The organism is Leclercia sp. GHBNCSD (assembly GCF_055805075.1).
The window spans coordinates 1,176,663-1,191,329 of sequence record NZ_JBQVYO010000001.1 but is presented as its reverse complement, the minus strand read 5'-3'; the positions used below and the strand labels follow the sequence as shown (position 1 = coordinate 1,191,329).

The 14,667-nt window shown below is 54.7% G+C and carries 13 protein-coding genes and 1 riboswitch; of the genes, 7 read left to right on the top strand and 6 right to left on the bottom strand.

Annotated features, from left to right (window positions below):
- Positions 1 to 26: 26 nt before the first annotated feature.
- A riboswitch (TPP riboswitch) is annotated at positions 27 to 126 on the bottom strand.
- A 36-nt stretch (positions 127 to 162) separates the two neighbouring features.
- The gene (gene sgrR / locus ACT3IC_RS05880) at positions 163 to 1,818 is read right to left on the bottom strand and encodes an HTH-type transcriptional regulator SgrR (protein WP_103178251.1); all 1,656 of its coding nucleotides are present in this window, start codon (positions 1,816 to 1,818) and stop codon (positions 163 to 165) included.
- A gap of 87 nt (positions 1,819 to 1,905) precedes the next feature.
- Between sgrR and sgrT the strand changes: the two genes are divergently transcribed.
- Together sgrT and ACT3IC_RS05870 are read left to right on the top strand one after the other, a co-directional pair.
- Positions 1,906 to 2,058, top strand: coding sequence for a glucose uptake inhibitor SgrT (gene sgrT / locus ACT3IC_RS05875; RefSeq protein ID WP_103178252.1), 153 nt, complete (start codon positions 1,906 to 1,908; stop codon positions 2,056 to 2,058).
- Between the two features lie 101 nt (positions 2,059 to 2,159).
- Positions 2,160 to 3,338, top strand: coding sequence for a sugar efflux transporter (locus tag ACT3IC_RS05870; RefSeq protein WP_103178253.1), 1,179 nt, complete (start codon positions 2,160 to 2,162; stop codon positions 3,336 to 3,338).
- Between the two features lie 45 nt (positions 3,339 to 3,383).
- Here the strand turns inward: ACT3IC_RS05870 and leuD are convergent, their stop codons facing one another.
- The 5 genes from leuD to leuL form a co-directional block, all read right to left on the bottom strand.
- Positions 3,384 to 3,989, bottom strand: coding sequence for a 3-isopropylmalate dehydratase small subunit (gene leuD / locus ACT3IC_RS05865; RefSeq protein ID WP_103178254.1), 606 nt, complete (start codon positions 3,987 to 3,989; stop codon positions 3,384 to 3,386).
- A gap of 10 nt (positions 3,990 to 3,999) precedes the next feature.
- Positions 4,000 to 5,400, bottom strand: a complete 1,401-nt coding sequence (gene leuC / locus ACT3IC_RS05860) for a 3-isopropylmalate dehydratase large subunit (RefSeq protein ID WP_103823236.1) — start codon at positions 5,398 to 5,400, stop codon at positions 4,000 to 4,002.
- A 2-nt stretch (positions 5,401 to 5,402) separates the two neighbouring features.
- On the bottom strand, positions 5,403 to 6,494 hold the full coding sequence (gene leuB / locus ACT3IC_RS05855) for a 3-isopropylmalate dehydrogenase (protein WP_103178256.1): 1,092 nt from the start codon (positions 6,492 to 6,494) through the stop codon (positions 5,403 to 5,405).
- Positions 6,494 to 8,065, bottom strand: a complete 1,572-nt coding sequence (gene leuA / locus ACT3IC_RS05850) for a 2-isopropylmalate synthase (protein WP_103178257.1) — start codon at positions 8,063 to 8,065, stop codon at positions 6,494 to 6,496. The genes leuB and leuA overlap by 1 nt, the downstream gene beginning before the upstream one ends.
- A 93-nt stretch (positions 8,066 to 8,158) precedes the next feature.
- A complete protein-coding gene (gene leuL / locus ACT3IC_RS05845; RefSeq protein ID WP_103178258.1) occupies positions 8,159 to 8,245 on the bottom strand; it encodes a leu operon leader peptide in 87 nt (28 codons plus the stop codon).
- 635 nt (positions 8,246 to 8,880) lie between these two features.
- Here leuL and leuO point away from each other — a divergent pair.
- The 5 genes from leuO to mraZ all read left to right on the top strand — a co-directional run bounded on the left by leuO (position 8,881) and on the right by mraZ (position 14,667).
- On the top strand, positions 8,881 to 9,825 hold the full coding sequence (gene leuO, locus ACT3IC_RS05840) for a transcriptional regulator LeuO (RefSeq protein ID WP_103178259.1): 945 nt from the start codon (positions 8,881 to 8,883) through the stop codon (positions 9,823 to 9,825).
- Between the two features lie 385 nt (positions 9,826 to 10,210).
- On the top strand, positions 10,211 to 11,935 hold the full coding sequence (ilvI, locus tag ACT3IC_RS05835; protein WP_180209026.1) for an acetolactate synthase 3 large subunit: 1,725 nt from the start codon (positions 10,211 to 10,213) through the stop codon (positions 11,933 to 11,935).
- On the top strand, positions 11,935 to 12,426 hold the full coding sequence (ilvN, locus tag ACT3IC_RS05830; RefSeq protein ID WP_032616525.1) for an acetolactate synthase small subunit: 492 nt from the start codon (positions 11,935 to 11,937) through the stop codon (positions 12,424 to 12,426). Before ilvI ends, ilvN begins: the two co-directional genes overlap by 1 nt.
- 179 nt (positions 12,427 to 12,605) lie before the next feature.
- Complete coding sequence (gene cra / locus ACT3IC_RS05825) at positions 12,606 to 13,610, top strand: catabolite repressor/activator (protein WP_103178261.1); 1,005 nt, start codon at positions 12,606 to 12,608, stop codon at positions 13,608 to 13,610.
- Between the two features lie 598 nt (positions 13,611 to 14,208).
- Complete coding sequence (gene mraZ, locus ACT3IC_RS05820; protein ID WP_103178262.1) at positions 14,209 to 14,667, top strand: division/cell wall cluster transcriptional repressor MraZ; 459 nt, start codon at positions 14,209 to 14,211, stop codon at positions 14,665 to 14,667.

The window sequence follows — 14,667 nt, the reverse complement described above, 5'->3', positions numbered from 1 at the left end:
TCATTGTTTGAGAGTGGCAAAGGATTTTGAGCAACAGCCTCAAATCCCTTCGCCGGCGTTATCCGGATCAGGTTCGACGGGTATTTTCTCAGCACACGCTTTCACGCAGCACCCCGTTGAGAACGGCAGTATTGTAATGATTTGGTGAATATTACGAAAGTGTTATGGTTCCGGCGGCGCAAACCACGCCGATTTAAAATCAAACCACCCCAGCGTATTCATACGCAAGCCGCGCATACTGCGCTGCCCCTGGATCATCAGCCAGTGGTGGATCAGCGGGACGATCGCCTGCTGGGCGAGCAGCTGCTGGCACCAGACCGCAAGATTCATCTCACCCGCGCGCCACTCGGCGGCGTCCTGTTGCCAGTCCCGCTCAATACAGTTTTGCAGAAGCGGCACCTCATAGAGATGTGAGAACAGCGAGAAATCCAGCGGCAGGGTGAAGTTGACGCTGTTGAGCCAGATGTCGCTCACGATCTCGCCGCGATGCCACTCCTCATAGCTGACCTCCTGAATGTTCAGCGTCACCTGCTCGGCGGCGAGCAGCTCGCTCATCATTCTGGCGATCACCCGATGTTCGATATGTTCGCGGTAGAAGGTCAGGGTGAGGCTCTCCAGCCCGGCCGGTTGGTCGCCGCGTCCCGGACGGGCATGGTGCCAGCGCGGCAGCAGGCCATACGCCGGGAACCAGTAGGACTGATATACTTCCTCAGCCTGATAGATCAGGTTCGCCGGGGAGAGGATCCGGCTTACCCACTGGCGCACCTCGGCGCTGGCCCCGAGGTGGGAGCGGGCGTCAAACAGCAGATAGTAACAGCCCTCTTCGAGGCGGCTCTCCACTGCCTTTTCCCCCTCGGTTGGCCCCTCCAGGGTCAGGCCGACGCTCAGCTCTTCGTTGATATCCGGCAACACCCAGACGTTCACCTCGTCAATCAGCGCCCGGTAGCCGAAGTAATCATCGAAGGCGCGGATCTTCAGCTGGTTATTGTTATTACGGGAAACCGCATACGGCCCGGTGCCCACCGGCAGGCTGGCAAAGTTGTGCATGGTTTCCCACTCCCGCGGCAGGATCATAGATGGCACATACCCCAGCAGCCACGGCAGCCAGCGGTCGGGCTGCGTAAGCTGAATATCGAGCGTCCAGGCGGTGGGCGACTGGACCCGGCTGATGTGTGAATAGAGGGGCAATTCGCGGGCGCGCTGCAGCGAGGCGATAACATCAGCCATCTCCAGCTCGCGGCCATGATGGAAATGGATACCAGGCCGCAAAAAAAATCGCCAGTGCAGAGGAGAAAGCTGCTGCCAGTGGTGGGCAATGTCGGCTTCCAGTTCCCCATTTTCCTCATTTATGCGCGTCAGCCCGCTAAAGATTTGCCGCGCCATATGGGTTTCGGAGCGCCGTAATGCGCTACCCGGCAACAGGTTTTTCATCGGGCGATAATAGAGTACCCGCAGGATGTGCTTGCCCTGGCGGAAGCTGCGCCCGAGGTGGGAGACCAGCATCTGGCGCACCGCGGCTTTATCGCCGACCAGCTGCACCAGCTGCTCGATGCGATCCTGCTCCAGCAGATCCTCCGCCCGCTGCTGCTGAAGCGCCAGGCCGGTATACAAAAAGGTGAGACGCGAGCGCTTGCCGCGCCCGGCCTCCGCTTCCCAGCTCAGCCACCCCTGCTGCTGCATGGTGTTGAGCAGGGTGCGCATATGGCGGCGTGAACAGCTGAGCAGGTCGGCCAGTTCGCTGAGCGTGGTCTCCCGGGTCTGGCCGTCACAGCACTGCCAGAGGCGAATGAATTGTTGTTGCAGACGACCAGAGGGCATAAAAGAGGAACTCCTGACAAAAAATCAGCAATTTATTAATCCCTATATTAAGCCAATAATTCACTTCGATGAAGCGAGGAGGTAAATATGAAGAGGTCTGCCACAAATCAGTTTTACCAACAGTATTTCTCAGCGACAAAGGGAGTGTCCTGGCTGGCCCGCCGGTGCGCAGAGCAGCGGCTGAAAATACTGGAAGAGCTGATGCAGTGGGAGGTGACAACGTCGACCTCGGAACGCTGAATTGCTTCGATCATGTGTGACTGAGTATTGGTGCTAATCACCACGCCAGCAGGTATCATCTGCTGGCTTTTTTCGTTTTCTCGTGCGCTAAAGGAACAGTGATGCTCTGGTTAATGACGATGGGACGCCGTCTCAACGGTGTGTATGCCGCTTTTTTGATGGTGGCGTTTATGATGGGCGTAGCCGGGGCACTGCAGGCGCCGACCCTGAGTCTGTTCCTGAGCCGCGAGGTGGGCGCCCAACCGTTCTGGGTGGGGCTGTTCTATACCGTCAACGCCGTCGCCGGGATCCTGGTCAGCCTGTGGCTGGCGAAGCGTTCAGACAGCCAGGGCGATCGCCGCAAGCTGATCCTCTTTTGCTGCGCGATGGCGATTGGCAACGCGCTGCTGTTTGCTTTTAACCGCCACTATCTGACCTTATTAACCTGCGGTGTGCTGTTGGCCTCGATTGCCAACACCGCCATGCCGCAGCTGTTTGCTCTGGCGCGGGAATATGCCGACAGCTCTGCGCGTGAGGTGGTGATGTTCAGCTCGGTGATGCGTGCGCAGCTTTCGCTGGCGTGGGTCATCGGTCCGCCGCTGGCGTTTATGCTGGCGCTGAATTACGGCTTTACCACCATGTTCTCTATTGCGGCGGCCATTTTTGCCATCAGCCTGGCGCTGATCGCCTTCGCGCTGCCCTCTGTGGCCAGGGTGGATTCAGCGGCCGCCGTTCCGGTGACGGAGGTCAGCGGCTGGAAAGATAAAAATGTCCGCAGGCTGTTTATCGCGTCCACGCTAATGTGGACCTGCAACACCATGTATATCATCGATATGCCGTTATGGATCAGCAGCGATCTGGGGCTGCCGGACAAGCTGGCCGGGATCTTAATGGGGACTGCCGCCGGGCTGGAGATCCCGGCAATGATCCTTGCGGGATATTACGTCAAACACGTTGGTAAACGGCGGATGATGGTGATGGCGGTGGCGGCAGGGGTGCTCTTTTATCTGGGGCTGATCCTCTTCCATAGCCGCGAGGCCTTGCTTGGCCTGCAACTCTTTAACGCGATTTTTATTGGCATCATCGCCGGGATTGGGATGCTCTGGTTCCAGGATTTGATGCCGGGCAGGGCAGGATCGGCGACCACGCTCTTTACCAACAGTATCTCTACCGGCGTGATCCTGGCGGGGGTGATTCAGGGCGCGCTGGCACAAAGCTACGGCCACTCTGCGGTTTACATGGCTATTGCGGGGATTTCGCTGGTGACGCTGGTGCTCACCTGGCGGGTTAAAGATGTCTGAATAAAAAAAGAGTCCATTGACTGTGCAATGGACTCTTTAGCGTGATTAGCCCATAAAGGCTGGCTGCTTGCTCTCGTAGGCGGCAATGGCCTCTTCGTGCTGCAGGGTCAGTCCGATGCTGTCAAGGCCGTTAATCATGCAGTGGCGGCGGAACGCGTCGATGTTAAAGCTGTAGATTTTATCCCCGGCTTTTACGACCTGCGCTTCCAGATCCACTTCAAAGGTCATGCCCGGGTTGCCCTGCACCAGGGTAAACAGCTCGTCGACCTGTTCATCACTCAGCGTGACCGGCAGCAGCTGGTTGTTGAAGCTGTTGCCGTAGAAGATGTCGGCAAAGCTCGGGGCAATTACCACTTTGAAACCGTAATCGGTCAGCGCCCACGGCGCATGCTCGCGCGATGAGCCACAGCCGAAGTTTTCCCGCGCCAGCAGGATAGATGCGCCTTTGTACTCAGGAAAGTTCAGCACGAACTCCGGGTTCGGCTGCTGGCCTTTGTCATCCAGAAAACGCCAGTCGTTAAACAGGTGCGCGCCAAAACCGGTGCGGGTTACCTTCTGCAAAAACTGCTTTGGAATGATGGCGTCGGTGTCGACGTTAGCCGCGTCCAGAGGGACCACCAGGCCAGTATGTTGGGTAAATTTCTCTGCCATGATGGTCTCCTTATTTCAGGCTGCGAATATCGGCGAAGTGGCCGGTCACTGCGGCTGCCGCGGCCATCGCCGGGCTGACCAGATGCGTGCGTCCACCGCGCCCCTGACGACCTTCAAAGTTACGGTTGCTGGTGGAAGCGCAGCGTTCGCCCGGGTTCAGGCGGTCGTTGTTCATCGCCAGACACATGGAGCAGCCCGGCAGACGCCATTCAAAGCCTGCTTCAATGAAAATCTTATCCAGACCTTCAGCTTCCGCCTGCGCTTTGACCGGGCCGGAGCCTGGGACCACCAGCGCCTGCACACCCGGCGCCACTTTACGGCCTTTCGCCACTTCTGCCGCGGCGCGCAGATCTTCGATGCGCGAGTTGGTGCAGGAACCAATAAACACTTTATCAATGCTCACGTCGGTCAACGGTACGCCCGGCTTCAGTCCCATATAGGCCAGCGCTTTCTCTGCGCTGGCGCGCTCAACCGGATCGGCGAACGAGGCCGGATCGGGAACGCTGTCGTTAACGGAGATGACCTGCCCCGGATTCGTGCCCCAGGTGACCTGCGGCGCAATCGCTTCGGCCTGCAGGGTGACCACGGTGTCGAATACCGCACCCTCGTCGGTTTTCAGGGTTTTCCAGTACGCGACCGCGTCGTCAAAATCCTGGCCTTTCGGGGCGTGCAAACGCCCCTTCACATAGTTGAAAGTCGTTTCGTCAGGCGCAACCAGACCAGCTTTCGCACCCATTTCAATCGCCATGTTGCACAGGGTCATACGGCCTTCCATGCTCAGGGCCTGGATTGCGCTGCCGCAGAACTCCACCACATGTCCGGTGCCGCCTGCGCTACCGGTTTTACCGATGATCGCCAGCACGATGTCTTTGGCAGTGATGCCCGGTGCGGCCTCGCCGGTCACCTCAATTTTCATGGTCTTCGCACGGCCCTGTTTCAGGGTCTGGGTCGCCAGCACATGTTCCACTTCGGAGGTGCCGATACCAAAGGCCAGGGCACCAAACGCGCCGTGGGTCGCGGTGTGGGAGTCGCCGCAAACGATGGTCATGCCCGGCAGGGTGATACCCTGTTCAGGGCCCATCACATGGACGATGCCCTGGTAAGGGTGGTTCAGATCGTACAGCTCAACGCCAAACTCGTTGCAGTTCTTGATCAGCTCCTGCATCTGAATGCGCGCCATCTCACCGGAGGCGTTGATGTCTTTAGTCTGGGTTGAGACGTTATGGTCCATCGTCGCGAAGGTTTTGCCCGGCTGGCGCACCGGACGCTTGTGCGCGCGCAGGCCATCGAACGCCTGTGGCGAGGTCACTTCGTGCACCAGATGGCGATCGATATAGAGCAGCGGGGTTTCGTTCTGCGCTTCATAGACCACGTGAGCATCATAAATTTTTTCGTACAACGTCTTCGCCATGATTACACCCCTTCAGCGACATAGCGGGCAATGATATCGCCCATTTCTTCAGTACTGACCGCCGCGTTGCCGCGGGCTAAATCGCCGGTGCGCACACCCTCTTCCAGGGCGCGGTTGATGGCGTTTTCGATCGCGGTAGCTGCCTCGTTAGCATCCAGGCTGTAGCGCAAAAGCAGCGCCAGAGAGAGGATCTGCGCGATCGGGTTGGCGATGTTTTTACCCGCGATATCCGGTGCGGATCCGCCAGCCGGTTCGTACAGGCCAAAACCTTCTTCGTTCAGGCTGGCGGACGGCAGCATCCCCATGGAGCCGGTGATCATCGCGCACTCGTCAGAGAGAATGTCCCCGAACAGGTTGGAACAGAGCAGGACGTCAAACTGGGACGGATCTTTAATCAGCTGCATGGTGGCATTGTCGATGTACATATGCGCCAGCTGAACGTCCGGATACGCCTGAGCAATCTCGTTAACGATTTCGCGCCACAGGATGGAGGATTGCAGCACGTTAGCTTTATCAATCGAGGTCACTTTATGGCCGCGTTTGCGGGCAGATTCGAACGCGATACGGGCGATACGTTCAATCTCAAAACGGTGATACACCTCGGTATCGAACGCTTTTTCGTGCTGGCCGCTGCCTTCGCGGCCTTTCGGCTGACCAAAGTAGATACCGCCGGTCAACTCACGGACGCACAGAATGTCGAAGCCGTTGGCGGCGATATCGGCGCGCAGCGGACAGAACTCTTCCAGCCCCTGATAGAGTTTGGCCGGACGCAGGTTGCTGAACAGCTTGAAGTGTTTACGCAGTGGCAGCAGCGCCCCGCGCTCTGGCTGCTCGGCCGGTGGCAGATGTTCCCATTTCGGGCCGCCTACGGAGCCGAACAGGACCGCGTCGGCATTCTCACAGCCGGTCACGGTTGCCTGCGGCAACGGCGTACCGTGGTTATCGATCGCGATACCGCCTACATCGTAGTGGCTGGTGGTAATTTTCATCGCAAAACGGGTGCGGACAGCGTCCAGCACCTTCAGCGCCTGTGCCATAACTTCGGGACCAATTCCGTCGCCCGGTAACACAGCAATATGGTAATTCTTCGACATTACACGGTTTCCTTATTGTTCTCTTTATTCTGAGCTTTGCGTTGCAACTCTTTTTCGACTTCCGCGGCGCGCCAGATATTGTTCAGGACGTGAACCATCGCTTTGGCGGAGGATTCGACGATATCGGTCGCCAGGCCCACGCCGTGGAAGCGGCGGCCGTTATAGTTGACCACGATGTCTACCTGGCCCAGCGCGTTTTTGCCCTGGCCTTTCGCCGTCAGGTCATATTTCACCAGCTCAACGTCATATTCCGTGACGCGGTTAATGGCCTGGTAGATGGCATCTACCGGACCGTTGCCGTTGGCCGCTTCGGCTTTGATCTCGTCGCCGCAGGCCAGCTTGACGGAGGCGGTCGCGATGTCGCTTGAACCCGACTGCACGCTGAAGTAGTCCAGACGGAAATGCTCTGGCTCTTCCTGCTGCTTGTTGATAAACGCCAGCGCTTCCAGGTCGTAGTCAAATACCTGGCCTTTTTTATCGGCCAGCTTCAGGAAGGCGTCATACAGATGATCCATGTTGTAGTCGGTCTCTTTATAGCCCATCTCTTCCATGCGGTGTTTAACCGCCGCGCGGCCAGAGCGGGAGGTCAGGTTCAGCTGCACCTGATTCAGACCGATCGATTCCGGGGTCATGATTTCGTAGTTTTCGCGGTTCTTCAGCACGCCGTCCTGGTGAATACCGGAGGAGTGAGCGAAGGCACCGGTGCCGACAATCGCTTTGTTCGCTGGGATCGGCATGTTGCAGATCTGGCTCACGGTCTGGCTGGTGCGCCAGATCTCCTGGTGATTGATGCGGGTATGCACATCCATGATGTCCTTGCGCACCTTGATCGCCATGATCACCTCTTCCAGTGAACAGTTGCCGGCGCGCTCACCGATACCGTTCATGGCACCTTCAACCTGACGCGCCCCGGCGTGGACCGCGGCAATGGCATTGCCGACAGCCAGGCCTAAATCGTCGTGGGTGTGAACGGAGATAATCGCTTTATCAATATTCGGCACACGCTCATACAGGCCAGTAATGATCCTGGAGAACTCGAACGGCATGGTGTAGCCGACGGTGTCCGGGATGTTGATAGTGGTGGCACCGGCACGGATGGCCGCTTCAACCACACGGGCCAGATCCTCAATCGGCGTGCGGCCTGCATCTTCACAGGAGAACTCAACGTCGTCAGTATAATTGCGGGCGCGTTTCACCATATAGATGGCGCGCTCGATCACCTCATCCAGGGTGCTGCGCAGCTTGGTGGCGATATGCATCGGCGAGGTAGCAATAAAGGTGTGAATACGGAAGGCTTCGGCGACCTTCAGCGACTCGGCGGCCACATCAATATCTTTCTCGACGCAGCGAGCCAGGGCGCACACACGGCTGTTTTTTACGCTGCGGGCGATGGTCTGAACGGATTCAAAATCCCCCGGGGAAGAGACCGGGAAGCCTACTTCCATTACGTCTACGCCCATACGTTCAAGGGCCAGAGCAATCTGCAATTTCTCTTTAACGCTCAGGCTTGCCTGTAATGCTTGTTCACCGTCACGTAAGGTCGTATCGAAAATAATGACTTGCTGGCTCATGGGTTAGGTCCTTGTCTGAATTTGGGCGCCTTGCTACGAGCATAAAAAAACCCGCGCAGTGGCGCGGGTTTTTTGTCTTAACCAGAGAACGATTCAACGCTGAATTTCGCCCGCCAGTCTACCGCGCACAGTGGATGCGTTTAGTAGTAGTAGACCGGTGAAACGAATGCTGCGAATCATGAATCAAGCTCCAGATAAATAAGATATGCTTTTAGTGGTACTGGATACGCGGAATGATGTCAACCCCTGCCAGGCGAAAACGCCTCTTCGCCTTCGCGACCCGGGCAGAAAGAATTAGCTTATTGTGCTGGTTTTTCCCTTTTTTGCCATTTTCTTATTCTGAGTTATGTGTGCGAATTTATCAGTTGAATCGTTTGCATATACTTTATTGCAATTGTTTAAAATCCAGGAATAATAAGCCAGCGTTTTGAATTCCTTAACTTTCATCACGTTACCATAATAATTTGGGTGTTGCAGGTTAGAAGGTGATTGGTCTGATAAGAGAATGTTAACTAATTTAATTAAGTCACTGTTAATATTTCATTAAAACTTAAATAGGCCTTAACGAAATGCCATATTGTTTATTTGTGAGATCTATGGTTTCATTCGCAATATAAACTAATCGATATGCTTTCTCGCTTTTTTAAGCATGTTTTCTTATCTTATGCCTGAGCCCTGTCACGGCTGGCGGGTATTTATATATTCCTAATTTGTAACATTTCTCTTTAGCTTGTTTTATATGCGTGATAAATCATATTTTCTAAATTTATTGTTACACACGAGGAAAGGAGTTCAGCGTGACAGTGGAGCAGGGTATGTGTGAAGAAAGTAGCGAAAAATCGTCTGTGTCAGAGGGGGCAAAACCACAGCTCCGTACGGTGGACCTGAATCTTTTAACGGTTTTCGATGCGGTCATGCAGGAACAAAATATTACGCGTGCCGCCCAGTCGCTGGGAATGTCTCAGCCCGCTGTCAGTAATGCCGTTGCAAGACTCAAGGTTATGTTTAATGACGAGTTATTCGTTCGTTATGGCCGCGGTATCCAGCCTACTGCCCGTGCCTATCAGCTGTTTGCATCGGTACGTCAGGCGCTTCAGCTTGTGCAGAATGAACTTCCGGGCTCCGGGTTTGATTCAAGCAGCAGCGAGCGTGTTTTCCATCTGTGCGTTTGCAGCCCTCTGGATAATTATCTGACCTCACTTATTTATAATAAAGTCGAGGAAGTTGCGCCCAATATACATTTGGTTTTCAAGTCATCCCTTAACCAGAATACGGAACATCAGCTGCGATATCAGGAGACGGAGTTTGTTATTGGCTACGAAGAATTTCGTCGCCCCGAATTTTCTTGCGTACCATTATTTAAGGACGAAATGGTACTGGTTACCAGCAAAGCGCATCCGCGCCTTAATGGTATGTTGCAGGAGAGCGATATTTATCGCGAACAGCATGCGGTTGTTGCCCTCGATCGCTACGCCTCTTTTAGCCAGCCGTGGTACGACACGCCAGATAAGCAGGCCTGTGTAGCCTATCAGGGGATGGCAATGGTCAGCGTATTAAATGTTGTCTCGCAAACTCACCTGGTTGCCATCGCCCCGCGCTGGCTGGCTGAAGAGTTTGCCGATCCGTTGAACCTGCGAATTATGGTGTTGCCGCTGAACCTTAACTCACGCACCTGCTATCTCTCATGGCATGAAGCAGCCGGTCGCGATAAAGGCCATCAGTGGATGGAAGAGCTGCTGGTTAACGTCTGCCGGCGATAAATGCGGTCAGGATAAATTTCAGTGTTATTGCTATTTATCCTGACTTTCTTATCGTTTCTGAAATATTATTCTGCTGAAGATATTTTCATTGCCTTTTCCTGGCCGTAAAAATGGATGAATTACTGTGGCGCCGCCTTTTTAAATGATGAACGCTCACTCCCTCCCGTTCTCGCAGTAGATTTATCCATAACAATTATTAATACCTTATCTTTCTTCTTTTGGGATCCCGCGCCAGCCGAGGTTTGCTAATTGCCTGCCTCACGGCTAGCGGTTATGGTAACTGTCACTCTGCACAATAAAAATCGCCAGGGGTAACCCTGACAAAAAAGACGGCGCAGTGCATATTTCTCCTGTCCGTCTGAAACGATAAGCCTGGAGGCAAATCATGGAGATGTTGTCTGGCGCCGAAATGGTCGTCCGATCGTTAATCGATCAGGGCGTGAAGCAAGTGTTCGGTTACCCGGGAGGCGCGGTCCTCGATATTTATGACGCACTACATACCGTTGGCGGTATCGATCACGTCCTGGTGCGTCATGAGCAAGCTGCCGTGCATATGGCTGATGGACTGGCACGCGCGACAGGTGAGGTGGGGGTCGTGCTGGTAACATCCGGTCCTGGCGCGACGAACGCCATTACGGGTATCGCCACCGCCTATATGGACTCCATTCCAATGGTGGTGCTCTCCGGTCAGGTTGCAACCTCGCTGATTGGCTATGATGCCTTTCAGGAGTGTGACATGGTCGGCATCTCCCGTCCGGTAGTGAAACACAGTTTCCTGGTCAAGCAGACGGAAGATATTCCGGGCGTGCTCAAAAAGGCCTTCTGGCTGGCGGCCAGCGGGCGTCCCGGGCCGGTGGTAGTTGACCTTCCGAAAGATATTCTCAACCCGGCCAATAAATTGCCTTATGTCTGGCCGGAGTCGGTCAGCATGCGTTCGTATAACCCCACGACCCAGGGACATAAGGGACAGATTAAGCGCGCCCTGCAAACCCTGATGGCGGCTAAAAAGCCGGTGGTCTATGTTGGCGGCGGGGCGGTGAACGCCCAGTGTGAAGCACAGCTGCGCGCGCTTATCGAAAAGCTGAACCTGCCGGTGGCCTCTTCATTAATGGGGCTCGGGGCGTTTCCAGCCACCCATCGACAGGCGCTTGGCATGCTCGGTATGCACGGCACATATGAAGCCAATATGACGATGCATAACTCCGATGTCATTTTTGCCGTTGGGGTGCGCTTTGACGATCGCACCACCAATAACCTGGCGAAATATTGCCCTGATGCCACGGTGCTGCACATTGATATCGATCCCACCTCGATTTCCAAAACCGTGCCGGCGGATGTGCCCATTGTGGGCGATGCGCGTCAGGTGCTGGATCAGATGCTGGAGCTGCTGGCGCAGGAAAATTATGCTCAGCCGCTGGATGAGATTCGTGACTGGTGGCTGCAGATTGAGCAGTGGCGTGCGCGTCAGTGCCTGAAATACGATACCCAAAGTGAGAACATTAAGCCGCAGGCGGTGATCGAAACGCTCTGGCAGCTGACCAAAGGCGACGCTTATGTGACCTCGGATGTCGGCCAGCACCAGATGTTTGCCGCCCTCTATTACCCGTTTGATAAGCCACGTCGTTGGATCAACTCCGGTGGTCTGGGCACAATGGGCTTTGGCCTGCCTGCCGCGCTGGGCGTGAAGCTGGCATTACCGGAAGAGACAGTGGTTTGCGTGACCGGCGATGGCAGTATCCAGATGAATATTCAGGAACTCTCCACCGCGCTGCAGTACGAACTGCCGGTGCTGGTGCTCAATCTGAATAACGGCTATCTGGGGATGGTGAAGCAGTGGCAGGATATGATCTATTCCGGTCGCCATTCGCAATCCTATATGAATTCATTGCCGGATTTTGTGCGTCTGGCAGAGGCTTACGGCCACATTGGTATGCGTATCAGTCATCCGGCAGAGCTGGAAGCGAAGCTCAGTGAAGCCCTTGAGCACGTTAAAAATAACCGCCTGGTCTTTGTCGATGTGGTTGTGGATGGCACCGAGCATGTTTATCCGATGCATATTCGCGGCGGCGGTATGGATGAAATGTGGTTAAGCAAAACGGAGAGAACCTGATGCGCCGGATATTATCTGTATTACTGGAAAACGAGTCCGGTGCGCTGTCGCGCGTGATTGGGCTCTTTGCACAGCGTGGCTACAATATTGAAAGCCTGACGGTAGCGCCGACGGACGATCCCACGCTTTCCCGCATGACCATCCAGACGGTGGGCGATGCCAAGGTGCTGGAGCAGATCGAAAAGCAGCTGCATAAACTGGTGGATGTCTTGCGCGTCAGCGAGCTGGGGCAGGGAGCCTATGTTGAACGTGAGATTATGCTGGTGAAAATTCAGGCCACCGGTTATGGGCGTGAAGAGGTGAAACGCAATGCGGATATCTTCCGCGGGCAGATCATTGATGTCACCCCCTCTATCTACACCGTTCAACTTGCTGGCACCAGCGATAAGCTGGATGCTTTCCTCGCCTCGGTGCGGGATGTGGCAAAAATTGTCGAAGTGGCGCGTTCAGGCGTTGTGGGACTTTCCCGCGGTGACAAAGTGATGCGTTAAAGATAAAAAGTTCGCCTCTCTATTGCCCGGTGCGATTTACCGGGCTTTTTTTTGCGCACCGATGCCGGAGTCGCGACAAAAGCGGTTGCCGCACAGACTATTCTGCGTTTAGATGTTACAAGATTAAGTCATAACCCTGACAAGGTCATGGACTCTTTTATATTTTTTAAGGGGCAATTGTGAAACTGGATGAAATCGCCAGGCTCGCCGGCGTGTCACGAACTACGGCAAGCTATGTGATTAACGGTAAAGCGAAGCAGTATCGGGTCAGCGACAAGACCGTTGAGAAAGTCATGGCAGTGGTTCGTGAACATAACTACCATCCGAATGCTGTCGCCGCGGGCCTGCGTGCCGGACGCACCCGTTCGATCGGCCTGGTGATCCCGGATCTGGAAAACACCAGTTACACCCGGATCGCAAACTATCTTGAGCGCCAGGCGCGTCAGCGCGGCTATCAACTGTTGATCGCCTGCTCAGAAGATCAGCCCGATAACGAAATGCGTTGCATTGAACATCTGCTCCAGCGTCAGGTCGATGCCATTATCGTTTCAACCTCGTTACCCCCGGAGCATCCTTTCTATCAGCGCTGGGCCAATGATTCATTCCCGATTGTCGCCCTCGACCGTGCGTTAGATCGCGAGCATTTCACTAGCGTAGTCGGTGCCGATCAGGACGATGCTGAAATGCTGGCGGCGGAGCTGCGCACTTTCCCGGCGGAAAATGTCCTTTACCTGGGGGCGTTGCCGGAACTCTCCGTGAGCTTCCTGCGCGAGCAGGGTTTCCGCACCGCCTGGAAAGACGATCCCCGTAAAGTGGATTTCCTCTATGCCAATAGCTACGAGCGCGAAGCCTCGGCGCAGCTGTTTGAGAAGTGGCTGGAAACTCATCCGATGCCGCAGGCGCTGTTCACCACCTCTTTTGCCCTGTTGCAGGGCGTGATGGACGTGACGCTGCGCCGCGAAGGTAAGCTGCCTTCCAATTTGGCAATTGCGACCTTTGGCGATCACGAACTGCTCGATTTCCTGCAGTGTCCGGTGCTGGCAGTCGCCCAGCGTCATCGTGACGTGGCAGAGCGGGTGCTGGAGATTGTGCTGGCGAGTCTCGATGAGCCGCGTAAGCCTAAACCGGGGCTGACGCGCATCCGTCGTAACCTCTATCGTCGCGGCATATTGAGCCGGTCATAAGGGACGCAGGGCAGTGGAAACTGCCCTGAATTTATTGCATTTATCCACTCAGCAATTCCCCTACTCTTTTTAAGATAATTCTTTAAAAAGTATCGCCTGAGCGCCTTTTTATTTCACTTTGCTATTTAAAACTTCTTTTCATGTTTATTTAATTGTCATTAATGAGATTATTTGTATTATTTTGTTACATAACCGATCATCATTGCTGAATTATCAGCCATTTTTACCCCGCAAATTTGCCGCCATCCGCTTGCCAGCGTTCGACGCGGCGTCAGCGTTGAATCTGGCGCTGTTCACCCCTGACGATATGGCTTAAAATGCCGCCCGCGTCGCAAACTGACACTTTATATTTGGTTGCGGCGAGATGAGTGATTTTTAACGCTGGTCTGCATATTCGAGTTTTTTCTCACAAATATTCATCACGTTAATTTTGCCTCGCCAGTTGTACGGTTAATAGCCTGATTAACTTCCGTTCGTAAATCAGTAACATTTAGACTGATGTCGCGGAAGTCCTGGCTTGACAAGCTTTTCCATCGCTCCGTAAACTCCCTTAAGTGGGAATTTGTGGGTAAAAGTGGTGAGGAGGGGTGAGACTGGCATGTTCCGTGGAGCGACGTTAGTCAATCTCGACAGCAAAGGGCGTTTGTCGGTACCAACCCGATATCGCGACCAGCTGAACGAGAGCGCTTCTGGTCAAATGGTCTGCACCATTGACATCAACCACGCCTGCCTGCTGCTTTACCCCTTGCCTGAATGGGAAATCATTGAGCAAAAGCTGTCTCGACTGTCGAGCATGAACCCGCAGGAGCGTCGCGTACAGCGGCTGTTATTGGGTCATGCCAGTGAATGTCAGATGGATAGCGCGGGGCGTTTATTGATTGCGCCAGTGCTGCGGCAGCATGCGGGTCTGACAAAAGAAGTGATGCTGGTCGGACAGTTCAATAAGTTTGAACTGTGGGATGAAACGGCCTGGTATCAACGGGTCAAGGAAGATATCGACGCTGAGCAGTCTGATTCCGCGACATTGTCGGAACGATTGCAGGATTTGTCTCTATAA